At 62.9% G+C, this 20,190-nt stretch carries 18 protein-coding genes; 7 read left to right on the top strand and 11 right to left on the bottom strand.

Annotation, left to right across the window (positions count from 1 at the left end):
- Nucleotides 1-8: 8 nt before the first annotated feature.
- Together lgt and LFL96_RS04015 are read right to left on the bottom strand one after the other, a co-directional pair.
- The gene (gene lgt / locus LFL96_RS04020) at nucleotides 9-914 is read right to left on the bottom strand and encodes a prolipoprotein diacylglyceryl transferase (RefSeq protein WP_280998281.1); all 906 of its coding nucleotides are present in this window, start codon (nucleotides 912-914) and stop codon (nucleotides 9-11) included.
- A 113-nt stretch (nucleotides 915-1,027) separates the two neighbouring features.
- A complete protein-coding gene (locus LFL96_RS04015; RefSeq protein WP_280998279.1) occupies nucleotides 1,028-1,975 on the bottom strand; it encodes a LysR family transcriptional regulator in 948 nt (315 codons plus the stop codon).
- Nucleotides 1,976-2,173: 198 nt separating this feature from the next.
- On the opposite strand from LFL96_RS04015, the gene ilvD reads away from it, so the two are divergent.
- Entirely contained in the window at nucleotides 2,174-3,847 is a 1,674-nt protein-coding gene (gene ilvD, locus LFL96_RS04010) for a dihydroxy-acid dehydratase (protein WP_280998277.1), read from the top strand.
- A gap of 111 nt (nucleotides 3,848-3,958) precedes the next feature.
- Entirely contained in the window at nucleotides 3,959-4,312 is a 354-nt protein-coding gene (locus LFL96_RS04005; RefSeq protein WP_280998275.1) for a c-type cytochrome, read from the top strand.
- A gap of 19 nt (nucleotides 4,313-4,331) precedes the next feature.
- Here LFL96_RS04005 and LFL96_RS04000 read toward each other — a convergent pair whose 3' ends face one another.
- The 3 genes from LFL96_RS04000 to LFL96_RS03990 all read right to left on the bottom strand — a co-directional run bounded on the left by LFL96_RS04000 (nucleotide 4,332) and on the right by LFL96_RS03990 (nucleotide 7,243).
- Nucleotides 4,332-5,132, bottom strand: coding sequence for a DUF2486 family protein (locus tag LFL96_RS04000; RefSeq protein WP_280998273.1), 801 nt, complete (start codon nucleotides 5,130-5,132; stop codon nucleotides 4,332-4,334).
- 91 nt (nucleotides 5,133-5,223) lie between these two features.
- Nucleotides 5,224-5,640: a DNA polymerase III subunit chi gene (locus LFL96_RS03995; protein WP_280998271.1), complete on the bottom strand. Its 417-nt coding sequence runs from the start codon at nucleotides 5,638-5,640 to the stop codon at nucleotides 5,224-5,226.
- A 79-nt stretch (nucleotides 5,641-5,719) separates the two neighbouring features.
- Nucleotides 5,720-7,243 (bottom strand): leucyl aminopeptidase, encoded by a 1,524-nt coding sequence (locus LFL96_RS03990; RefSeq protein WP_280998269.1) that lies wholly within the window; start codon nucleotides 7,241-7,243, stop codon nucleotides 5,720-5,722.
- Between the two features lie 137 nt (nucleotides 7,244-7,380).
- Here LFL96_RS03990 and lptF point away from each other — a divergent pair, with 137 nt between their 5' ends.
- The 4 genes from lptF (at nucleotide 7,381) to LFL96_RS03970 (ending at nucleotide 12,429) form a co-directional block, all read left to right on the top strand.
- A complete protein-coding gene (lptF, locus tag LFL96_RS03985; protein ID WP_280998267.1) occupies nucleotides 7,381-8,478 on the top strand; it encodes an LPS export ABC transporter permease LptF in 1,098 nt (365 codons plus the stop codon).
- 3 nt (nucleotides 8,479-8,481) lie between these two features.
- Nucleotides 8,482-9,630 carry an LPS export ABC transporter permease LptG gene (gene lptG / locus LFL96_RS03980; RefSeq protein WP_179743366.1) on the top strand — a complete coding sequence of 383 codons (1,149 nt, stop codon included), beginning with the start codon at nucleotides 8,482-8,484 and terminating at the stop codon, nucleotides 9,628-9,630.
- Between the two features lie 10 nt (nucleotides 9,631-9,640).
- Entirely contained in the window at nucleotides 9,641-10,021 is a 381-nt protein-coding gene (locus LFL96_RS03975) for a CbiX/SirB N-terminal domain-containing protein (protein WP_280998263.1), read from the top strand.
- A 515-nt stretch (nucleotides 10,022-10,536) separates the two neighbouring features.
- Nucleotides 10,537-12,429, top strand: coding sequence for an SAM-dependent methyltransferase (locus tag LFL96_RS03970; protein WP_281000545.1), 1,893 nt, complete (start codon nucleotides 10,537-10,539; stop codon nucleotides 12,427-12,429).
- Nucleotides 12,430-12,721: 292 nt separating this feature from the next.
- On the opposite strand, the gene cobA is transcribed toward LFL96_RS03970, so the two are convergent.
- The 6 genes from cobA to LFL96_RS03940 all read right to left on the bottom strand — a co-directional run bounded on the left by cobA (nucleotide 12,722) and on the right by LFL96_RS03940 (nucleotide 19,009).
- Nucleotides 12,722-13,474, bottom strand: a complete 753-nt coding sequence (cobA, locus tag LFL96_RS03965; RefSeq protein WP_280998262.1) for a uroporphyrinogen-III C-methyltransferase — start codon at nucleotides 13,472-13,474, stop codon at nucleotides 12,722-12,724.
- 97 nt (nucleotides 13,475-13,571) lie between these two features.
- Nucleotides 13,572-14,888 carry a GTP-binding protein gene (locus LFL96_RS03960; RefSeq protein ID WP_280998260.1) on the bottom strand — a complete coding sequence of 439 codons (1,317 nt, stop codon included), beginning with the start codon at nucleotides 14,886-14,888 and terminating at the stop codon, nucleotides 13,572-13,574.
- Nucleotides 14,889-14,909: 21 nt separating this feature from the next.
- Entirely contained in the window at nucleotides 14,910-15,872 is a 963-nt protein-coding gene (gene cysD, locus LFL96_RS03955) for a sulfate adenylyltransferase subunit CysD (protein ID WP_280998258.1), read from the bottom strand.
- A gap of 119 nt (nucleotides 15,873-15,991) precedes the next feature.
- Nucleotides 15,992-16,738 carry a phosphoadenylyl-sulfate reductase gene (locus LFL96_RS03950; RefSeq protein WP_280998256.1) on the bottom strand — a complete coding sequence of 249 codons (747 nt, stop codon included), beginning with the start codon at nucleotides 16,736-16,738 and terminating at the stop codon, nucleotides 15,992-15,994.
- Nucleotides 16,735-17,307 (bottom strand): DUF934 domain-containing protein, encoded by a 573-nt coding sequence (locus tag LFL96_RS03945; RefSeq protein ID WP_280998254.1) that lies wholly within the window; start codon nucleotides 17,305-17,307, stop codon nucleotides 16,735-16,737. The genes LFL96_RS03950 and LFL96_RS03945 overlap by 4 nt, the downstream gene beginning before the upstream one ends.
- Before the next feature lie 22 nt (nucleotides 17,308-17,329).
- Complete coding sequence (locus tag LFL96_RS03940; protein WP_280998252.1) at nucleotides 17,330-19,009, bottom strand: nitrite/sulfite reductase; 1,680 nt, start codon at nucleotides 19,007-19,009, stop codon at nucleotides 17,330-17,332.
- 222 nt (nucleotides 19,010-19,231) lie between these two features.
- Here LFL96_RS03940 and LFL96_RS03935 point away from each other — a divergent pair, with 222 nt between their 5' ends.
- Nucleotides 19,232-20,173: a CysB family HTH-type transcriptional regulator gene (locus LFL96_RS03935; protein ID WP_280998250.1), complete on the top strand. Its 942-nt coding sequence runs from the start codon at nucleotides 19,232-19,234 to the stop codon at nucleotides 20,171-20,173.
- The last annotated feature ends 17 nt before the right edge of the window (nucleotides 20,174-20,190 follow it).

Genomic DNA, 20,190 nt, shown 5'->3' with positions numbered 1-20,190 from the left:
CCCAGCGCTTAATTCGCGCTGACCGCCTGCGCCGGTTCGCGACGCGCGCGGCGATACGACCACACGAGCATGCCGATACCGACGAGGATCATCGGCAGCGACAGCCATTGGCCCATCGACAGCCCCATGGCCAGCAGACCCAGGAAGTCGTCGGGCTCGCGCGCGAACTCGACCGTGAAGCGTGCGAGGCCGTAGCCGATCAGGAACACCGCGGAAATCGCGCCCAGCGGCTTCGGTTTGCGCGAGAAGAAGATCAGCACGAAGAACAGCGCCACGCCTTCGAGCGCAATCTCATACAGCTCCGACGGATGACGCGGCAGCATGTGATATTGCGCGAATACTTCGTTCAGATGCCATTGCGCGGCCAGTTGCGGATGCGCGGCGAGCCACGCGGCGTCGTCCGGCGCGGCGCCGGGAAACAGCATGGCCCACGGCGCCGACGGGTCGGTCACGCGGCCCCACAACTCGCCGTTGATGAAGTTGCCGAGACGCCCGGCCGCGAGCCCGGTGGGCACCATCGGCGCGACGAAATCGGTGACTTGCAGCCACGAGCGCTTGCGTTGATACGCAAACAGCACCATCGCGATCGTCACGCCGAGAAAACCGCCGTGGAACGACATGCCGCCTTCCCACACCTTGAAGATGTCGAGCGGATGCGCGAAATAGAAGCTTGCCTTGTAGAACAGCACGTAGCCGAGACGGCCGCCGAGGATGGTGCCCAGCACGCCGTAGAACAGCATGTCGTCGATATCCTTCGCGGTCCAGCCTTGCGCGGCGACGTACGGCAAGCGCAGCCGCAACCGGCCGACGACGATCGCCGCGATGAACGCGACGAGGTACATCAGGCCATACCAGCGGACTGCGAGCGGCCCCAGATGAATGGCAACGGGGTCGAAATTCGGGTGAATGTGCATCGTGTTGTTATGGGCAGTTCAAGTTGAGAAGCAGGTGGGTGGATCGCCGGTTAGTCTTGGGTCGCTGAGGTTGCTTCGGTTGCCGCGGTTGCGCCTCTCATCGCGGCGGTCGTTCATGAGGCCATCGCCGCCTGCGCGCGGGCAACGTCGACGAAGCCCGCCAGCACCGGACTCACCTCCGCCGTGCGCCAGACGAGCCCGGTTTCGATCGCGGGCACCGACTCGACCAGCGGACGATACACCACGCCGGTGCGGCGCAGATTACGTAACGATTGCGGCACCAGTGCGACACCCATGCCGGCCGACACGAGGCTCACGATCGTCTGCATCTGGATCGCCTCCTGACCGACACGAGGCACGAGGCCCGCGACGCCGTAGCAATCCATAATGATGTCATAAAAGCCAGGCGCCAAACGCCTTGGAAAGATCACGAGCGGCGCATCGGCGAGTTCGCGCAAGCTGATGGGCGCGTCGAGCCGTTCGGCGGACGGCTCGCCGCGAAGGCCGATGCTCGCCGCCATCTCGGTCGACATCGCCACGATCAGCGGTTCGCGCGCGATCGGCAGCCAGGTCAGTTGCGTCGCGTGACGCGACGGCAGCGGTGCGATCACGAGCCCGGCATCGATACGTCCGGCGATCAGTTCGTCGAGTTGCACGTCGCTGGTGGCTTCGGTCAATTCGAGCCGCACACGTGGATGCCGCGCGCCGAAATCGCGCAGCAGCGCGGGCAGCAGCCCATAGTCCGCGGTCGAGACGAAAGCCAGCGACAACACCCCCGCCTCGCCGCGCGCGAGACTCTGCGCGAGCGGCCGCAGCCCTTCGGCGGCCGCCAGCAAGCGGCGCACCTCAGGCAGCAGATCGGCGCCGACCGGGGTCAGCTCGACCGAGCGTTTGGTCCGCGCGAACAACTCGGCGCCGAGCGTTTCCTCGAGCGCGCGGATGGCCTGCGACAACGGCGGCTGCGTCATCGACAGACGCACCGCCGCGCGGCCGAAGTGCTTTTCCTCGGCGACGGTCACGAAATAGCGCAACTGGCGCAGGTCGGGGACGTTGGGCAGCATGATTGATACATTTTACGACCTAATAGACCGCCAATAATATATTGGACACGTGTTTTACAAAACCGCATCCTTGCATTGGGCGTCGCGCACTACACTGAAACGACGCATCGCGCGGCTCCCGGCCGGCGAACAGAAGCCAACGTCAAGACAAGAACAGAGACGCGGCACGCATCAAAACAAAACCGACTGGAGTTCCCCATGGCATACAACCGTCGTTCGAAGAACATCACGCAGGGCGTGGCGCGTTCGCCGAATCGCTCCATGTTTTACGCCCTCGGCTATCAGAAGGAAGACTTCGACAAGCCGATGATCGGCATCGCCAACGGCCACTCGACCATCACGCCGTGCAACGCCGGCCTGCAACGTCTGGCCGACGCGGCCGTCGCCGCGATCAAGGGTGCCGACGCGAATCCGCAGATCTTCGGCACGCCGACCATCTCCGACGGCATGTCGATGGGCACCGAAGGCATGAAGTACTCGCTCGTGTCGCGCGAGGTGATCTCCGACTGCATCGAGACCTGCGTGCAGGGTCAATGGATGGACGGCGTGGTCGTGATCGGCGGTTGCGACAAGAACATGCCCGGCGGGATGATCGCGCTCGCGCGCGCCAACGTGCCCGGCATCTATGTGTACGGCGGCACGATCAAGCCGGGCAACTGGAAAGGCGTCGACCTGACGATCGTGTCGTCGTTCGAGGCGGTCGGCGAGTTCACCGCGGGCCGCATGTCGGAGGAAGATTTCGAAGGGGTCGAACGCAACGCGTGCCCGACCTCGGGGTCGTGCGGCGGCATGTACACCGCCAACACGATGAGCTCGTCGTTCGAGGCGCTCGGCATGTCGCTGCTGTATTCGTCGACCATGGCCAATCCGGACCAGGAGAAAGTCGACTCCGCCGCCGAATCGGCGCGCGTGCTGGTCGAGGCGGTCAAGCGCGATCTGAAGCCGCGCGACATCATCACCAGGCAGTCGATCGAGAACGCCGTCGCGCTGATCATGGCGACCGGCGGCTCGACCAACGCCGTGCTGCACTATCTGGCGATCGCGCACGCGGCCGAGGTCGAATGGAGCATCGAGGACTTCGAGCGCATCCGCAAAAAAGTGCCGGTGATCTGCAATCTGAAGCCGTCGGGTCAATACGTCGCGACGGATCTGCATCAGGCCGGCGGCATCCCGCAGGTCTTGAAGATCCTGCTCGACGCAGGTTTGCTGCACGGCGATTGCATCACCATCACGGGCAAGACGCTCGCCGAAGAACTCAAGGACGTGCCCGGCAAACCGCGCGCCGATCAACAGGTGATTTTCCCGATCGGCCAGGCGCTCTACGATCAAGGCCACCTCGCGATTCTCAAGGGCAATCTCGCGGAAGACGGCGCGGTCGCGAAGATCACCGGCTTGAAGAACCCGGTGATCACCGGCCCGGCGCGCGTGTTCGACGACGAGCAAAGCGCGCTGGAAGCGATCCTGGCGGATCGCATCGTCGCCGGTGACGTGGTGGTGCTGCGCTATCTCGGACCGAAGGGCGGCCCCGGCATGCCGGAGATGCTCGCGCCGACATCGGCGATCATCGGCAAGGGGCTCGGCGAAAGCGTCGGGCTGATCACCGACGGCCGTTTCTCGGGCGGCACGTGGGGCATGGTGGTTGGGCACGTCGCGCCGGAAGCGTTCGTCGGCGGCACGATCGCGCTCGTGCGGGAAGGCGATTCGATCACCATCGACGCGCACCAGTTGCTGCTGCAACTGAACATCGACGATGCGGAGATGCAGCGCCGCCGAGCCGCGTGGCAGCAACCGAAACCGCGCTACACGCGCGGCGTGCTGGCGAAGTATTCGGCGCTGGCGCTGCCCGCGAACAAGGGGGCGATTACCGGTTGACGCCGTAGCAGGGCTACGTAAAAGCGAAGGGGCGCACGGAAAAACCGTGCGCCCCTTTCCTTTTATAATGCGTCCACCACGAGTCGGGCATCTGCACCGACGGAGACCAGAATGAATTCCATGTCGCACGCAGCGCTTGCGGTTGCCGGTCTGCTGGGCGCGCTTCTGAGCGCCGCCAGTCCGCTCGCGCATGCCGAGGCCGCCCCCGGTCTCGCACTCGCCCAGCAGCAGAACTGCATGAGCTGCCACTCGGTCACACGTCCGTTCATGGGACCGGCACTGCACGACGTCGCCGCGAAATATGCAGGCCGCGAAGACGCCGCCACCTATCTGAAGCACAAGATTCTGGACGGCAGCGCCGGCGTGTGGGGACCGGTGCCGATGCCCGCGAACACGCAGCTCACGCCCGATCAGGCGGCCACGCTCGCGGACTGGGTGTTGTCGTTGAAGCAACCCACGCCCTGAACCTCGCAGTCATCCACATTCACGCGTGGCCGTTGCGCCGCGCGATCTCTTCCTCCACCGCTTCGCGCACCCACGCGGTCATTTCCGTTTCCAGCGTCAGCGCGACTTCACGCGTGATCTGATTGACGAGCCAGCCGGTGTGTTCCTGCAACGCATCGCGGCAACGCGCCTCGATGATGCCGCGTCCCTCGCCGGTCAGGAAACCCGCGAAGCGTCCACGCAAACGTTCGGCGATCAGATCGGCATCCAGACCCGGCTGCGGTGTCGCGCCGGCTTGATGCGCGAGATCGGGCGGCACGATCGCGCCGGCTTCGGCGGGAGGCAACGGTTCGGTACGGCCGAACACGCCGGCGTCGCGCTCGGGTGTTTCGTCATGCGCGTGATGACCGCGCGCACGCTTCTTCGCGTGCGCAAGCGCATCGGCGTCGTGCGCGGCATCCGCGCCGATGCCGCGTCCCGGCGCGAGCACTTCGTCGAGCGTGGGCAGCGGCGGCGGCTCGTCCATCGGTTCCGCGGGCAGTACCGGTTCGGCCGCGAGCATGTCGTCTTCGGTCAGCACCGGCTGCGGCGCAAGCTCGGGGTCGAGCTCGGGCTCGGGCTCGGCCTGCGCTTCACGCGCAAGCGTCGGTTCATGCGCATGGTCCGACGACGGCGTGAACACCGGTTCCGCGCGAAAGCCGGGTTCGCGCGGCGCATGCTTGTCGTGCGGGGAGGTCTCGTCGGCAGCGGCATCGCCTGAAGGACGACGCGTCTGCACAGGATTGCCCGGCACGAGGATTTCGTGCAGAACCGGAATCGAATTGTCGTGGGGATCGGACACGTGCGCTCTCCGTGTTTTGGGTCGAAGCGGGCAGCCCGAATCGACGCCGACTCCCTGCAACGGGAGACCACGCGACGCGGCAAAAGGGAATCTAACTGCCCTGCTTGTAGTTGTTCAAAGCATAGCCGCGATCGCGATAGAAACGATAGCGTTCACGGCCGGCAGTGAGTTCGTCGTGTGCGTTACCGACCACTTCGAGCAATCTTTCGAAGCGCGCGAACTGCGCAGGCACCGTGGCGCCCAGATTGAGCAGCACCTGGTGGTGCGGCAGGTCGTCGAGCGACGACGTCAGCACGATCGGCGTTTGCGCGGCGAGCGGGGTGCCCGCCATGCAGTGCGGCACGAAGTCGAGCGGCGAGAAAGTCCAGAGCTGTTCGTCGAAAGCCCGCAGCCGCGCGGGCTCGGCCAGCACGATGGTCGGCTGGTTCGCCTGATACGCCTTGCGGATCAGGCGGCACGCGTACAGCAACGAGTCGCCGACGTTCGAGTGAAAATCGATTCTCGTCACCGGCGGCTCCCGACGGCGTCCGCGGCCCCATCGGCCAGCGGGCTTGCGGACGCGCTTGCCGCGTTACTGCATTGCGTCATTATGCGGTCCGGCCATCCGCGGCGCGGTCGATCAGGAACTGCGTGAGCAAGGGCACCGGACGACCGGTCGCGCCCTTCGCCGCGCCGCTCTTCCAGGCCGTACCCGCGATGTCCAGATGCGCCCACGGATACGACTCGGTGAAGCGCGAGAGGAAGCACGCCGCCGTCACGCTGCCGCCAGGACGGCCGCCGATGTTCGCCATGTCGGCGAAGTTCGACTTCAATTGCTCCTGATACTCGTCGTCGAGCGGCATGCGCCAGGCCGGGTCCGATGCCTCGCGCGATGCGTCGAGCAGTTCGCCCGCCAGCGCGTCGTCCTTCGAGAACAGGCCACTGTTGTGATGACCCAGCGCGATCACGCAGGCACCCGTCAACGTGGCGACGTCGATCACGGCAGCCGGCTTGAAGCGCTCGGCGTAGGTCAGCGCGTCGCACAGGATCAGCCGGCCTTCGGCGTCCGTGTTCAGCACTTCGATCGTCAAACCCTTCATGCTGGTGACGATGTCGCCCGGCTTGGTGGCCGTGGCCGACGGCATGTTCTCGACCGCCGCGACGATCGCCACGACGTTGATCTTCAGGCCCAGTTCGGCGACCGCGCGGATCGTGCCCAGCACCGAGCCGGCGCCGCACATGTCGTACTTCATCTCGTCCATGCCTTCGCCCGGCTTCAGCGAGATGCCGCCGGTGTCGAACGTGACGCCCTTGCCGACCAGCACCACCGGCGCGGCCTTCGCGGCGCCGCCCTGGTACTGCAGCACGATGAACTGCGCCGGTTCGACCGAGCCGGCCGTGACCGACAGGAACGAGCCCATCTTCAGCGCTTCGCATTGCTTTTCGCCGAGCACTTCGACCTTCAGCTTCCAGTCCTTGGCGAGCTTCTTCGCGGTGTTCGCGAGGTAGGTCGGGGTGCAGACGTTGCTCGGCAGGTTGCCGAGGTCGCGCGTGAGGTCCATGCCGTTGGCGAGCGCGGCGCCCTGCTTCGCGGCCAGCTTGGCGGCCTTCTCGTCGCCGGTATCGACGCTGAACACGACACGCTTGAGCGCGCGCGGCGTGGTATCCGGCTTGCTCTTCATCTGCGTGAACTTGTAGGTCAGTTCGCGCAGCGCCAGGATCGCGGCACGCACGCCCCAGTCGGCCGTGCGTTCGAGGACCGGCAATTGCGCGAGCGTGAAGGTGACCTGGACGATCTTGGTGGCGAGCAATGCGCGCCATGCGGCGCGGGTCGCTTCGGCGTAGGCTTTCTGACTGAAAGCGTCCTGCTTGCCGAGACCCACCAGCAGCACGCGCGATGCGCCGATGCCCGACACCTCGTGCAGGAACAGCGTGGAGCCGGCCTTGCCTTCCATGTCGCCGGCCTTGATGACACGGGTCAGCAGCCCCTTGGTGGCCGCGTCGATCTCGAGCGCCGCGCCCGAAAGCGTCTGCGACTCGAACACGCCGATCACGATGCAATCGGATTTACCGGTCAGGAAACCGTTTGACGAGCCTTTGGTCCAATCACAGGCTTTTATGCTAAAGTCCATCGCGCTTGTCCTCGGATAAAATCTGGGCTTAGGATGAAAGCCGCAATTATCCGCTATTTTTCCCGCGGCGGCTGCATTGGAGGTGTGACGGGAAGTAATCCGCGCGCCACTGAGAGCGCCCCCTCTCGTCATCAATAATGATCTTCGAACGCTCCCTCCAGCGCGAACTCGCGTATACGGCTGGTGCCGTGTTCATGGTTCTGCTCACGCTCGTGCTGACGACGATGATGATCCGCATCGTCGGCTTCGCGGCCTCGGGCGAGATCGACCCGCGCGACGTGCTGGTCCTCATCGGCCTCACCGTGATCGGCTACCTGGCCATCATGCTCGTCGCGACCCTGTTCGTGTCGATCCTGTTCGTGCTCACACGCTGGTACAAAGACTCCGAGATGGTCGTGTGGCTGTCCTCGGGCGTCAGCCTCACGCAGTTCATCAAGCCGATCGGCATCTTCGCCACGCCGATCATCATCCTCATCATGTTCTTCGTGTTCGTCGGCTGGCCGTGGTCGAACCAGCAGAGCAAGCTGATCCGCGCGCGCTTCCAGCAGCGCGATGAAGTCTCGCTGCTCGCGCCGGGCCAGTTCCGCGAATCGGCCACGAGCCATCGCGTGTTCTTCATCGAGAAGATGTCGCCCGATCAGGGGCACGTGGAGAACGTATTCGTCACCAGCACGGAGAACGGCAAGGTCAACGTGGTGGTGTCGAAGAACGGCCACACCGAGACGCACAAGAACGGCGACCGCTTCGTGGTGCTCGAAAACGGCCGGCGCTACGACGGCGAGCCGGGGCATCCGGATTTCCGCATCATGGAGTTCGAGCGCTATGGCGTGAAGATCCAGAGCCAGCCGGTCGTGAATACGTCGACCACCACCGGCACATCGACGCTCGCGCTGCTGCGCAACCCGACCAATGAAAATCTCGCCGAATTCGCATGGCGTGCGGGACTGCCGCTGATCGCGATCAACCTGATGCTGCTGGCGATTCCTCTCGCGCACCAGAATCCGCGGCGCAGTCGCACGATCAATCTGGTGATGGCCGTGCTGATCTATCTGACGTACTCGAATCTGTTGAACGTGGTGCAGTCGTGGATCGAGCAGGGCAAGATGTCGTTCGGCGTCGGGCTGGTGTGTCTGCACGTGATCGTCGCGGTGATCGTCGCGTTTATCTTCTGGCTGCGCGTGCGCAACCGGCCGCTGTTCACGCGGGCCATGTTCAACCGTTCGCAAGGAACCTGACCGATGCGCATTTATGAAAGGTATTTCGCGCGTCAGATCTACCTCACGTTCATCTTCATTCTGTTTGCGTTTTCGGGTCTGTTCTTTTTCTTCGACCTGATCAACGAATTGAATTCGGTCGGTCACGGCAACTACAAGTTTCAGTACGCGGTGCTGCGCGTCGCCTTGCAGACGCCGTCGCGCTTTTACGAAATCATTCCGGTGGCCGCGCTGATCAGCGCGATCTATGTGTTCGCGCAGATGGCGGCGAATTCCGAATACACGATTTTCCGTGTGTCGGGGCTGGCGACCAATCAGGCGTTGCGCTCGCTGCTGAAGATCGGCATTCCGCTGGTGTTCCTCACCTATCTGATCGGCGAAGTGGTCGGGCCGTATACGGATCAGTTGTCGGAGCGGGTGCGGCTGGAGGCGTTGGGCTCGTCGGTGTCGAGTAATTTCCAGTCGGGCGTGTGGGTGAAGGACACGCTCACCGCGCGCGCCGATGGCGAGCAGGTCACGCGCTTCGTGAACGTCGGCGAGTTGAAGCCGGATGCGACGATCAGCAACGTACGGATTTACGAGTTCGATTCGAAGTTCCGTCTGTCGAACGTGCGGATCGCGAAGAGCGGCAAGTATCAGCCGCCGGGGCATTGGCAGTTGACCGATGTGACGGATACGCAGTTGATCGACGTGCCCCCTCCTCCGGGCACGCCGGCCGATGCGTTGAATCCGGTGTATCGCGCGACGCAGGTGAGCTTGCCGGAGTATTCGCTGCGCTCCGAGTTGACGCCGCAGATTCTGTCGGTGTTGCTGGTGTCGCCGGATCGGATGTCGATGTTCAATCTGTTCCGGTATATCCAGCATTTGACGGAGAACCATCAGGATACACAGCGGTATGAGATTGCGTTGTGGCGCAAGATTCTTTATCCGTTCGCGGTGTTCGTGATGCTGGTGCTGTCATTGCCGTTTGCGTATTTGCATACGCGGGCTGGGGTGGTGGGGGTGAAGGTTTTCGGCGGGATTATGCTGGGGATGAGTTTTCAGTTGTTTAATACGCTGTTCTCGCATATCGGTACGTTGAATACCTGGCCCGCGCCGTTGACCGCGGCGACGCCTGGGCTGGTTTATCTCGTGCTCGGGTTGGTTGGATTGAAGTGGGTCGATCGGCATTAGGAGCTTCGCCATGGCTACGCGTGGGATTGTTCTTTTTGCGCATGGCGCGCGGGATGTGAGGTGGCGGGAGCCGTTCGATCGGCTGGCCGGCAAGTTGCAGGCGTTACGGGCCGCCGCGGGTGAGGCTGGGCCTGTTGTGGTGGCTTTTCTGGAGTTGATGGAGCCTGGGCTCGTCGAGGCGGTTCGGGTTCTTGCCTCCGGCGGGTGTGATGCTGTTACCGTTGTGCCGGTTTTTTTCGGACAAGGGGGGCATGTCAGGAAGGATCTGCCGGCGCTGGTTGAGGAGTGTCGGGGTTTGTTTCCTTCGGTCTCGGTTCGGTGCGCTGGGGCTGTTGGGGAGGATGATGGTGTGCTTGATGCCGTTGCTATGTATTGCCTTCGGCAGGGGTGATGGGTTGGGGTTGCTCGTCTCTTCTCTTTTTTCCTTTTTTTGGGCCTTCCTTGCTGGTCTTAGTGGCCTATTAGTGTTGCCCCTGTGCGGGGCGGCACTCACTTTTCTTTGCCGGCCGCAAAGAAAAGTAAGCAAAAGAAAGCGGCTCACACCGCTAGCTCATAAGTGGGCTCCGTGGCCCACTACGCGGTAGTGGTGCATCTGGAATTCGTGCTCTCGCACACTCCGCGTTCGTGACACAGCAGTCATTCTTCCGGCGGCGCTGCGCGCGCCGTCGCGGTCGGGCGGTTATTGCCGGTTTTTTGCTTTCTCTATTTTCATGTCTATGAGCCGGGTCGGATTGTCGGCCTTTGCGCGCTCGTCCCGTAAACGGTTTGGCTAACAGCAAACTGCATTGGCTATGGCTGTTTAAAGTTTCAAATCGATTTACTAGATCCTGTTCTCGAATGCGTAGGTTTCTCTTGCACCTGACGCTACGTTACCTTCTATGGTTGATATCGACGATTGGGAACGCCATGCGACTGAAAATCGGTGAACTGGCAAAGAAGGCTGGATTGAGCGTTCGGGCGCTGCATCACTACGATGCGATCGGCTTGCTCTCCCCCCCGCTGCGCACCGGCGGCGGCGCACGCCTCTATGGGCTCGATGATTTCATCCGGCTTCATCGCATCGAAGCGCTCAAGCGGTTCGGGTACTCGCTTCCCGTTATCAAGGCTAGTCTCGACGGTCACGCGGTCCAGCCGCCGCTCGATATCCTCGTGCGCCAGATCGCGGAGCTCGACGCCCAAGCTTCGCGCGCACAGCGTCTCAGTCGTCATCTGCAACATCTCGTCGACGCAATCGCCGACGGCTCCGAAACCTCGGCGCCCGACTGGCTGGATACGCTGGAGCTCATGAACATGTACCAGAAACACCTCGACGACCACGAACTCGATGCGCTCCTCGCATCCGGGCCCGATACGGTCGCGCCAACCGATCCAGCATGGTCCGCGCTCGTCGGCGAAGTCCGTCATGCGGTCGAGCAACCGCTCCCGCCCGAAAGCGGCGATGCACAGGCGCTCGCCTGGCGCTGGGTCCGCCTCGCGATTCAATTGACCCGCAACGATCCCGCACTCGCCATCAAGCTCACGATGATGCAACTCGGCGAACCTCGCGCCCAGCAGATCGTCGGCATCACGCCAGATATGCTGACGTGGATCGATGAGGCGTTCACGCATGCACGCTGCGCGCTGTTCGCCCGATACCTCAGCCCGGCTCAGGCCGACGAGGTAAGGCGCCGCCAGTTCGCCAGCGCGAAGAGCCAGGCATGGCCGGCATTGGTGGTCGAACTGCGGACACACATGGAGGCCGGCACCGATGCCGGTGCGCCCGCCGTGCAGGCGATCGTCGAGCGTTGGCAGCAGTTGTTTCGCGACAGCTTCTGCGGAAACGACGCAGTCCTGGAAGCGCGCGTGCGCGATGCCTTGATGCGCGAGCCGGACCTGCAACTGGGCATCGGCCTCGACGATTCACTGTTGGCTTATCTGAACAAGGCGCATCTCGTCGGCCACGACATTGCGCCGGTCAACGCGGGGCCGAAGCCCAGCGCGCTGATGGTGGCAACGCAACGGGCCGCGCACCAGTTGCTCGATCGGCCGCTGGTGCTTGATGATCCGGTCGCGCTGACCATCCTCGGCACGGCCGACGCGCAGGCCTTGCGTGAGCATATCGACCGCTTCCGGCATCCCGCGTCGCTTGGCATGCGCAGCTCGGTGATCGTGCGCAGCCGGCTTGCCGACGACGTGTGGGGCGACGCGATAGAACGGGGCATTCGCCAGTATGTCGTCCTCGGTGCGGGACTCGACACCAGCGCTTACCGGCACCCTGACGCACCCGGCCGCATCTTCGAAGTCGACTTGCCGGAGACCCAGCAGTGGAAGCAGACGCGCCTGCGCGAGACCGGCATGACGACACCGCCGCCGCTGCGTTTCGTGCCGATCGATTTCGAGAGTGTCGGCCTGGCGGAGGGCTTGGCGCGTGCCGGTTTCGACGCCGGCGCACCTGCCCTTTTCAGTTGGCTTGGCGTGACGATGTACCTCGACGAGGCGGCGGTCATGGAGACTTTGCGTTTCATTGCCGGCTGCGCGAGGGGAAGTGCCGTGCTATTCGAGTATGTGATGCCGCTATCGAACTTACCGCCGATCATGCGCATTGCGATGGAGCAGTTGACGGCGCAGTTTGCCGAGCGAGGCGAGCCATGGAAGAGTTTCTTCGATCCGGCGAGCCTGACCGAGACATTGAACGCACTCGGCTTCAGCAGCACGACCACCTGGACCCCAGACGATCTGAACGAGCGCTACCTCGCGAACCGCACCGACGGCCTGCATATCGGCGCGACGCCCGCGCGTCTAATCCTGGCAACCGTCTAAAGAAGCATCGCGAACGCCAAGAACCACTCAGCCCCACAAAGGAACGACCACGACGGCGCGCGCAGCGCCGCCGGAATAATGACTGCTGTGTCACGAACGCGGAATGTGCGAGAGCACGGATTCCAGATGCACCACTACCGCGTAGCGGACCACGGAGCCCGCTTATGAGCTAGCGGTGTGAGCCGCTTTCTTTTGCTTACTTTTCTTTGCGGCCAGCAAAGAAAAGTGAGTGCCGCCCCGCACAGGGGCAACGCTAATAGACCACTAACAAAAACAAGAAAAGGCCAAAACCTCAAGCCGCAGCAACAAAATCCAGCCGCCCATCAACCTCACCCCGCCGCGCGGCAAAAGCCTCCCCAATCATCACAAGACTAGGCTGCGAAGCATCAACCCACCTCTGAGCCTCGCCGGAGGCAAGCCCTTCAAGCGTCAGCGTAAGCATCCGTTCCCGCGAAGTACTACAAGCCTCGACAACCGCCACAGGCGTAGACCCCGCCCTCCCAGCCTCGATCAATTGAATAGCGATCTCAACCCCACTATCCCGGCCCATATAAAAAACAATCGAATCGGCATTAACGCTTTCCCGAATCTCCTCCGACCCAGGCGCCCGGCTAAAAGTAGCCAGCGCAACGCTCCGGGACACACCTCGCAGCGTCAAAGACCGCTTCAACGAAGCCGCCCCAGCCAGCGCAGCCGTAATCCCAGGCACGACCTCATACTCGACCCCAGCCGCCTCGAGCGCCCGCATCTCCTCGTCGGCGCGCCCGAACAGCATCGGATCGCCGCCCTTCAACCGGACCACGACCGCATGCTCGCGCGCAGCATCCACGATCTGCTTATTGATGAACTGCTGCGCGGTAGAAAGCTGCCCACACCGCTTGCCGACGGCGATCCTGCGGGCATGCGCCGGCGCATAGTCCAGCATGGCCGGTTCGACCAGCGCATCATGCAGGACGACATCGGCGGAGGCCAGCAACCGCGCACCGCGCACCGTGATGAGGTCTGCGGCACCCGGCCCTGCGCCGATCAAGAAAACCTTACCCATTCGCATCAACCTATCCGAGGAACCGTCAACGGCACGCAGTAAAACGACAGAATAAAAAAACCAAAAATCGCCCGCAACGGATCTTAAGTGGACAACCTTAAGCCGAAAACGCCCGAATCATACCCGCCGCCACCGTATGGTGCGTCGCTTCGTCGATCAGCACGAACGCGCCCGTGCCCTGATGCGAGTCGTACACATCGCACACCAGCGGTTTCTGCAACGTCAGCGCAACGCGGCCGATATCGTTCATCGCCAGTTCCTTGCGATCGGTCGCCTGCGACAGCGTATGCACGTCGAGCACTTCCTTGATCGCGCCGATCCGCGCGAACACCGTGTTCGTGGTCTGCTTCAACAGGTACTTGCGTTGTGTCGACAACGGCGCATCGTCGAACCAGCACAGATCGGCTTCCAGCTTCTTCGCCGGTTCCGGCGCGGCTTCGCTCAGCACGAACGTATCGCCACGCGACACGTCGACGTCTTCCGCCAGACGGATCGTCACGGTCTGCCCGGCAAAGGCGCGATCCACCTGCGCCGTGCCGCCGACCACCGGCGCGATGATCTCCGCAACCGTCGCTTCGCGATTCGCCGGCAGCACGACGATCGTGTCGCCCACCTTCACTTCGCCCGCTTCGACACGGCCCATGTAGCCGCGGAAATCGTCGGCCTGGCTGCCGTCCTGACGTGCCACCCATTGCACCGGGAAACGCAGCGCCTGACCTGTCGGCACATCAACCGGCAACGCTTCGAGCAGATCCAGCAGCGGCTCGCCCGCGTACCACGGCATGCTTTCGCTCGCCGTCACGATGTTGTCGCCCTTGAGCGCCGACACCGGCACGAAACGCACATCGCTCAGGCCCAGTTGGCGCGCGAGTTCGACGTACGCGTCGCGGATCTCGTTGAAGCGCTGCTCGCTGTAATCCACCAGGTCCATCTTGTTGATCGCGACGATCGCGTGCTGCAAGCCGAGCAGCTTGACGATCGCGCTATGGCGCTTGGTTTGCGGCAACAGTTGCGCGACGCCGTCGACAAAGGTCACGCGCGTCGCGTCGACCAGAATGATCGCCGCGTGCGCGGTCGAGGCACCCGTCACCATGTTGCGCGTGTACTGCTCGTGGCCCGGCGTGTCGGCAATGATGAACTTGCGCTTGGCGGTCGCGAAGTAGCGATACGCGACGTCGATCGTGATGCCCTGTTCGCGCTCGGCTTCGAGGCCGTCGGTCAGCAGCGACAGATCGATTTCGTCGCCGACGGTCCGCTTGTTCTTTGCCCGCGACAGCGCCGACAGTTGATCGGAAAGCACGGCCTTGCTGTCGTACAGCAGGCGGCCGATCAACGTGCTCTTGCCGTCGTCGACGCTGCCCGCGGTGATGAAACGCAGCACGCCGAGGTCTTCGGGTTGGTGAATACCAGTCATGATTTTCGTACTCTCGTGTGCTTAGAAATAACCTTGTTTCTTACGCTGTTCCATCGCGGCTTCCGACACCTGGTCGTCCATCCGCGTCGCGCCGCGCTCCGTGATTTCGGTCACGGCCGTTTCGGCGATGATCTTCTCGATGTCGTCGGCATCGCTTTCCACCGGGCACGTGCAGCTAATGTCGCCGACGGTGCGAAAACGCACCAGCGCGGTTTCGCTGGTCTCGCCCTCGCGCATCGGCGTGAGCGGCGTGACCGGCACGAGCAGGCCGTTGCGGCGCACGATCTCGCGCTGATGCGCGTAATAGATCGACGGCAGTTCCAGCTGTTCGCGCGCGATGTATTGCCACACGTCGAGTTCGGTCCAGTTCGAGATCGGGAACACGCGCAGATGTTCGCCGTTATGCAGACGCGCGTTATACAGACTCCACAGTTCCGGGCGCTGCGCCTTCGGGTCCCACTGACCGAACTCGTCGCGGAACGAGAAGATACGTTCCTTCGCGCGGGCCTTTTCCTCGTCGCGGCGCGCGCCGCCGATCAACGCGGTATAGCCGTACTGTTCGATGGTTTCGAGCAGCGTCACCGCTTGCGCAGCGTTGCGCGAATCGGTCTCGCGGCGCAGACGCACGGTGCCGCGCTTGATCGAATCCTCGACATGGCCGATCACCAGTTCCGCGCCGATTTCCTTCGCACGGCGATCGCGGAAGTCGATCACTTCGCCATAGTTATGGCCGGTGTCGATATGCACGAGCGGGAACGGCAGCACGGTCTTGCGACCCGCGCCGATGCCGAAGGCCTTCAGCGCGAGGTGCAGCACCACCACCGAATCCTTGCCGCCCGAAAACAGCAGCGCGGGCTTGCTGCATTCGGCGACCAGTTCGCGCAGGATGTGAATCGACTCGGCTTCGAGCCAATCGAGGTGATCCATCCGGTTTGCCGTGTTGGCGAGTGGTGCGTTCACAGTGGAATCGAGCGTGGTGCTCATGTTTGGGTCCTTCGTAGATTCGCCCGGCAAGCTGTCGCCTGCCGCGGCGGAAGTATTCGAATCAGTATGTGCGGTATCCGGACGGAAAGCCAAGGCCCGGATTTGACCAGAACTTTCTTTCAGACCGATGCGTTCGCGCCGGTATCGGCCGGAATCGGCGTAATCGTCGTGATATGCAGCCCACATTCCTTCGTATCGCGCGATTCCCACCACCAGCGCCCTGCCCGGCTGTCTTCACCGGGACGAATGGCGCGCGTACAAGGCTCGCAGCCGATGCTCGGATACCCGCGCGCATGCAGCGGATTGACCGGCACGTCGAAGGCTTTCAGGTAATCCCACACCTCGGCTTCGGTCCAGTCGGTGAGCGGGTTGAACTTGGCGATACCGCGCGCGGCGTCGTGTTCTTCCGCGTGCAGTTCGGCACGCGTCACCGACTGCTCGCGGCGCTGGCCCGTCACCCAGGCGCTGACGTCCGACAGCGCACGATTGAGCGGCTCGACCTTGCGGATTTCGCAGCAACGCTTGCGCAGGTCGACGCTTTCGTAAAACGCGTTCAGACCGTGCGAATTCACGTACTCGTCGACCGATGCGGCGACCGGATGAAACTGTTCGATCTCGTAACCGTAACGGTCTTTCACGCGATCGAGCATGCCAAGCGTTTCCGCGTGCAGGCGGCCCGTGTTCAGCGAGAAGATGCCGATCTTCGCGCCGCGCGACAGGATCGCGTGGGTGAGCAGCATGTCTTCCGCCGCGAGGCTGCTGGCAAGCTTCACGTTCGCGTGACGCGCGGCGATCGAGTCGAGCAGCGCGTTCAGGCGCTCGACCTTCGCGGCGAGTTCCGGCGTAAGCGAGGTGGCCACGCTCATGCCGAAACCTTGGCGGTCGAATCGGCAGCCGAAGCTGCGGCAGCCGAAGCTGCGGCAGCGCGGCGGCGGAACAGCGGCGACGGATTATCGACCGCGCCCTGGTACTGCACGCTGAACTCGTCGAACGCCTTCAGCGCGTCGTCGAAATCCTTGTCTTCACGCAGCGCGTACGCATCGAAACCGCAGCGAAACATAAACGTAATCTGATCGCGCAGCACGTCGCCGATCGCGCGCAGTTCGCCCTTGTAGCCATAACGCTCGCGCAGCAGACGGCCGATGCTGTAGCCGCGGCCATCGCGGAACACCGGGAAGTCCACGCCGATCAGCGCGATCTTGTCGAAGTCGGCGACGAGGTCGGCCGGTTCGCTATCCGGCGCGAGCCACACGCCCAGTTCGGCGGCGCTGCGCGACGCGATCAGCGCGTCGCGGGACGCTTGCCACAGCGCGAGCGGCACCAGCACCTTGCCCGCGGGCAGGTCGTTCGATTCCGGCAGCGAGCCGTCTTCGGCGGGACGCACGAGCGTCCAGTCGTCGTTGACGATCGCGCGATTCTTGATGATAGAAGCCATCTGTTCGATATCCTTGTCGCGGTTACGCGTGAGCCGGTTGACGCGAGGCGTACACACGTTCCTTGAACGGAGCCATGCCGATGCGGTTATACGTTTCGATGAAGCGCTCGCCTTCCTGGCGATTCTCGACGAACGTATCGATCACGTTGCTCATCACGTCCGGCATTTCTTCCGCCGAGAACGACGGGCCGATCACGCGGCCGAGGCTGGCGCCGTTCGTGCCGTTGCCCTGCTCGCCGCCGAGCGTCACCTGATACCACTCGGAGCCGTCCTTATCCACACCGAGAATGCCGATGTTGCCGATATGGTGGTGACCGCAGGCATTGATACAGCCCGAGATGTTCAGCGACACGTCGCCGAGGTCGTACACGTAATCGAGGTCGCTGAAACGCTCCTGAATCGCCAGCGCGATCGGGATCGACTTCGCATTGGCCAACGAGCAGAAATCGCCGCCCGGGCACGCGATGATGTCGGTCAGCAAGCCGATGTTCGGCGTCGCGAAACCTTGTGCCCTGGCCTTTTCCCACAGCGCGAACAGATCGCGCTTCCTGACGTTGGCGAGGATCAGATTCTGTTCGTGCGACACGCGGATCTCGCCGAGCGAGTACTCGTCGGCCCAGTCGGCGACGGCTTCCATCTGCGCGTCGGTCGCATCGCCCGGGGCGATCGTGGTCGGCTTCAGCGACAGCGTCACCGACGCATAGCCCGTCACCTTGTGCGGACGCACGTTACGTTCGACCCAGCGCGCGAACCCGCGGTTTTCCAGCAGATGCTTTTCGAACGACGCGTCGGTGTCGGCCAGCTTCTCGTACACCGGCGGCTGGAAGTATTGCGACACGCGGTCCACTTCGGCTTGCGTGAGCGTCGCCGGACCATCCTTCAGGTGCTGCCATTCTTCCTCGACCTGCGCCGAGAATTTTTCCGGGCTCAGCGCCTTCACGAGAATCTTGATCCGCGCCTTGTAGATGTTGTCGCGGCGGCCGTAGCGGTTGTACACGCGCAGCACGGCCTCGGTGTAGCTCAGCAGATGCTGCCACGGCAGATCCTTGCGGATGATCGCACCGATGATCGGCGTGCGGCCCATGCCGCCGCCGGCCAGAATGTCGACCACCAGTTCGCCCTGCTCGTTCTTCTTCAGGTACACGCCGAGGTCGTGAATCTGCACGGCGGCACGGTCTTCCTTCGAACCCGACACGGCGATCTTGAACTTGCGCGGCAGCCACGCGAATTCCGGGTGGAACGTCGACCATTGGCGCAGGATTTCCGCCCACGGACGCGGATCGACCACTTCGTCCGGCGCCACGCCGGCGAACTGGTCCGCGGTGATGTTGCGGATGCAGTTGCCCGAGGTCTGAATGCCGTGCATCTGCACCGCGGCGAGCTTGCGCAGAATCTCCGGCGTCTCTTCGAGCTGGATCCAGTTGTACTGGATGTTCGAGCGCGTCGAGAAATGGCCGTAGCCGCGGTCGTGTTCGCGCGCGATCTGCGCGAGCACGCGCATCTGGTCGCTGCGCAGGTTGCCGTAAGGAATCGCGATGCGGTGCATGTACGCGTGACGCTGCATGTACAGGCCGTTCTGCAGACGCAGCGGACGAAACTCCTCTTCGCTCAATTCGCCCGACAAGCGGCGGCGAACCTGATCGGCGTACTGCGCGACCCGTTCATCGACGATGGTCTGGTCGTACTGATCGTATTGGTACATTCGGGGACCCCAATATTTTTGCGTGACACACACAGCGGTCCGGTTCCGCCGCGCCTTTGAATACCTCGTTTGTCAGTCGAGCCGAGTCAGGGTTTAGACCCATCTCTCATTTGCTTATGACAAATACAGATATCCATATTGAAAAAGATGGACAGATCGTAATAAACTCGCTTTATATTTCAAACGACTAAAAAATTCTTTTGATATGCGGAGAGGTTATATATGAACCTGCACCAATTCCGCTTCGTGCGCGAGGCCGTGCGGCAGAATTTCAACCTGACGGAAGCCGCCAAGGCGCTGTATACAAGCCAGCCGGGCGTTTCCAAGGCGATCATCGAGCTGGAAGACGAGTTGGGCGTGGAGATCTTCACGCGGCACGGCAAGCGGGTGCGCTCGCTGACCGAGCCGGGGCGCATTATCCTGCAGTCGGTCGAGAAGATCCTGCAGGAGGTGGAGAGCCTGAAACGGGTCGGCAAGGACTACGCGGCGCAGGATCAGGGCAATCTGGTGATCGCCGCCACCCACACCCAGGCGCGCTACTCGCTGCCGGCCGCGATCGCGGAGTTCAAGAAGCGCTTCCCCAAGGTGCACCTTTCGATTCTGCAAGGTAGCCCGACCCAGGTCGCCGAGATGGTGATCCACGATCAGGCCGATCTCGCGATCGCGACCGAGGCCGTCTCCAACTATAAGGAACTGGTGTCGCTGCCCTGCTTCCAGTGGCATCACGTGGCCGTGATGCAGCCGGATCACCCGCTGCTCGACCGCAAACTTTTGTCGCTGGATGATCTGACCCAGTATCCGCTGATCACCTACGACAACGCGTTCGCCGGCCGCACCAAGATCAACGAGGCGTTCCGCCTGCGCGGGCTGCATCCGGACATCGTGCTGGAGGCGATCGACGCCGACGTCATCAAGACCTACGTGGAGCTCGGACTGGGCGTCGGCATCATGGCGGATATCGCGTTCAACGCCGAGCGCGACCGGCATTTGCGCGCGATGCCGGTCGGCCATCTGTTCGGCAGCAATGTGACGCGGGTCGCGCTGAAACAGGGCGCATATCTGCGCAGCTATGTGTATACGCTCGTCGAACTGCTGTCGCCGAGCATGAACCGCAAGCTGATCGAACAGGCGCTGAAGGGCGAACACGAAACCTACGAACTTTGACAGCAGCACGCTTCCCG

The sequence above is a fragment of the Paraburkholderia sp. D15 genome (assembly GCF_029910215.1).
Taxonomy (GTDB): domain Bacteria; phylum Pseudomonadota; class Gammaproteobacteria; order Burkholderiales; family Burkholderiaceae; genus Paraburkholderia.
This window is presented reverse-complemented; position numbering and strand designations above follow the sequence as displayed.

Bases quoted from the DNA above. Each gene is read 5' to 3' on its own strand.
- lgt (WP_280998281.1), bottom strand. From the start codon at position 914: ATGCACATTCACCCGAATTTCGACCCCGTTGCCATTCATCTGGGGCCG.
- LFL96_RS04015 (WP_280998279.1), bottom strand. From the start codon at position 1,975: ATGCTGCCCAACGTCCCCGACCTGCGCCAGTTGCGCTATTTCGTGACC.
- ilvD (WP_280998277.1), top strand. From the start codon at position 2,174: ATGGCATACAACCGTCGTTCGAAGAACATCACGCAGGGCGTGGCGCGT.
- LFL96_RS04005 (WP_280998275.1), top strand. From the start codon at position 3,959: ATGAATTCCATGTCGCACGCAGCGCTTGCGGTTGCCGGTCTGCTGGGC.
- LFL96_RS03990 (WP_280998269.1), bottom strand. From the start codon at position 7,243: ATGGACTTTAGCATAAAAGCCTGTGATTGGACCAAAGGCTCGTCAAAC.
- lptF (WP_280998267.1), top strand. From the start codon at position 7,381: ATGATCTTCGAACGCTCCCTCCAGCGCGAACTCGCGTATACGGCTGGT.
- lptG (WP_179743366.1), top strand. From the start codon at position 8,482: ATGCGCATTTATGAAAGGTATTTCGCGCGTCAGATCTACCTCACGTTC.
- LFL96_RS03975 (WP_280998263.1), top strand. From the start codon at position 9,641: ATGGCTACGCGTGGGATTGTTCTTTTTGCGCATGGCGCGCGGGATGTG.
- LFL96_RS03970 (WP_281000545.1), top strand. From the start codon at position 10,537: ATGCGACTGAAAATCGGTGAACTGGCAAAGAAGGCTGGATTGAGCGTT.
- cobA (WP_280998262.1), bottom strand. From the start codon at position 13,474: ATGGGTAAGGTTTTCTTGATCGGCGCAGGGCCGGGTGCCGCAGACCTC.
- LFL96_RS03960 (WP_280998260.1), bottom strand. From the start codon at position 14,888: ATGACTGGTATTCACCAACCCGAAGACCTCGGCGTGCTGCGTTTCATC.
- cysD (WP_280998258.1), bottom strand. From the start codon at position 15,872: ATGAGCACCACGCTCGATTCCACTGTGAACGCACCACTCGCCAACACG.
- LFL96_RS03950 (WP_280998256.1), bottom strand. From the start codon at position 16,738: ATGAGCGTGGCCACCTCGCTTACGCCGGAACTCGCCGCGAAGGTCGAG.
- LFL96_RS03945 (WP_280998254.1), bottom strand. From the start codon at position 17,307: ATGGCTTCTATCATCAAGAATCGCGCGATCGTCAACGACGACTGGACG.
- LFL96_RS03940 (WP_280998252.1), bottom strand. From the start codon at position 19,009: ATGTACCAATACGATCAGTACGACCAGACCATCGTCGATGAACGGGTC.
- LFL96_RS03935 (WP_280998250.1), top strand. From the start codon at position 19,232: ATGAACCTGCACCAATTCCGCTTCGTGCGCGAGGCCGTGCGGCAGAAT.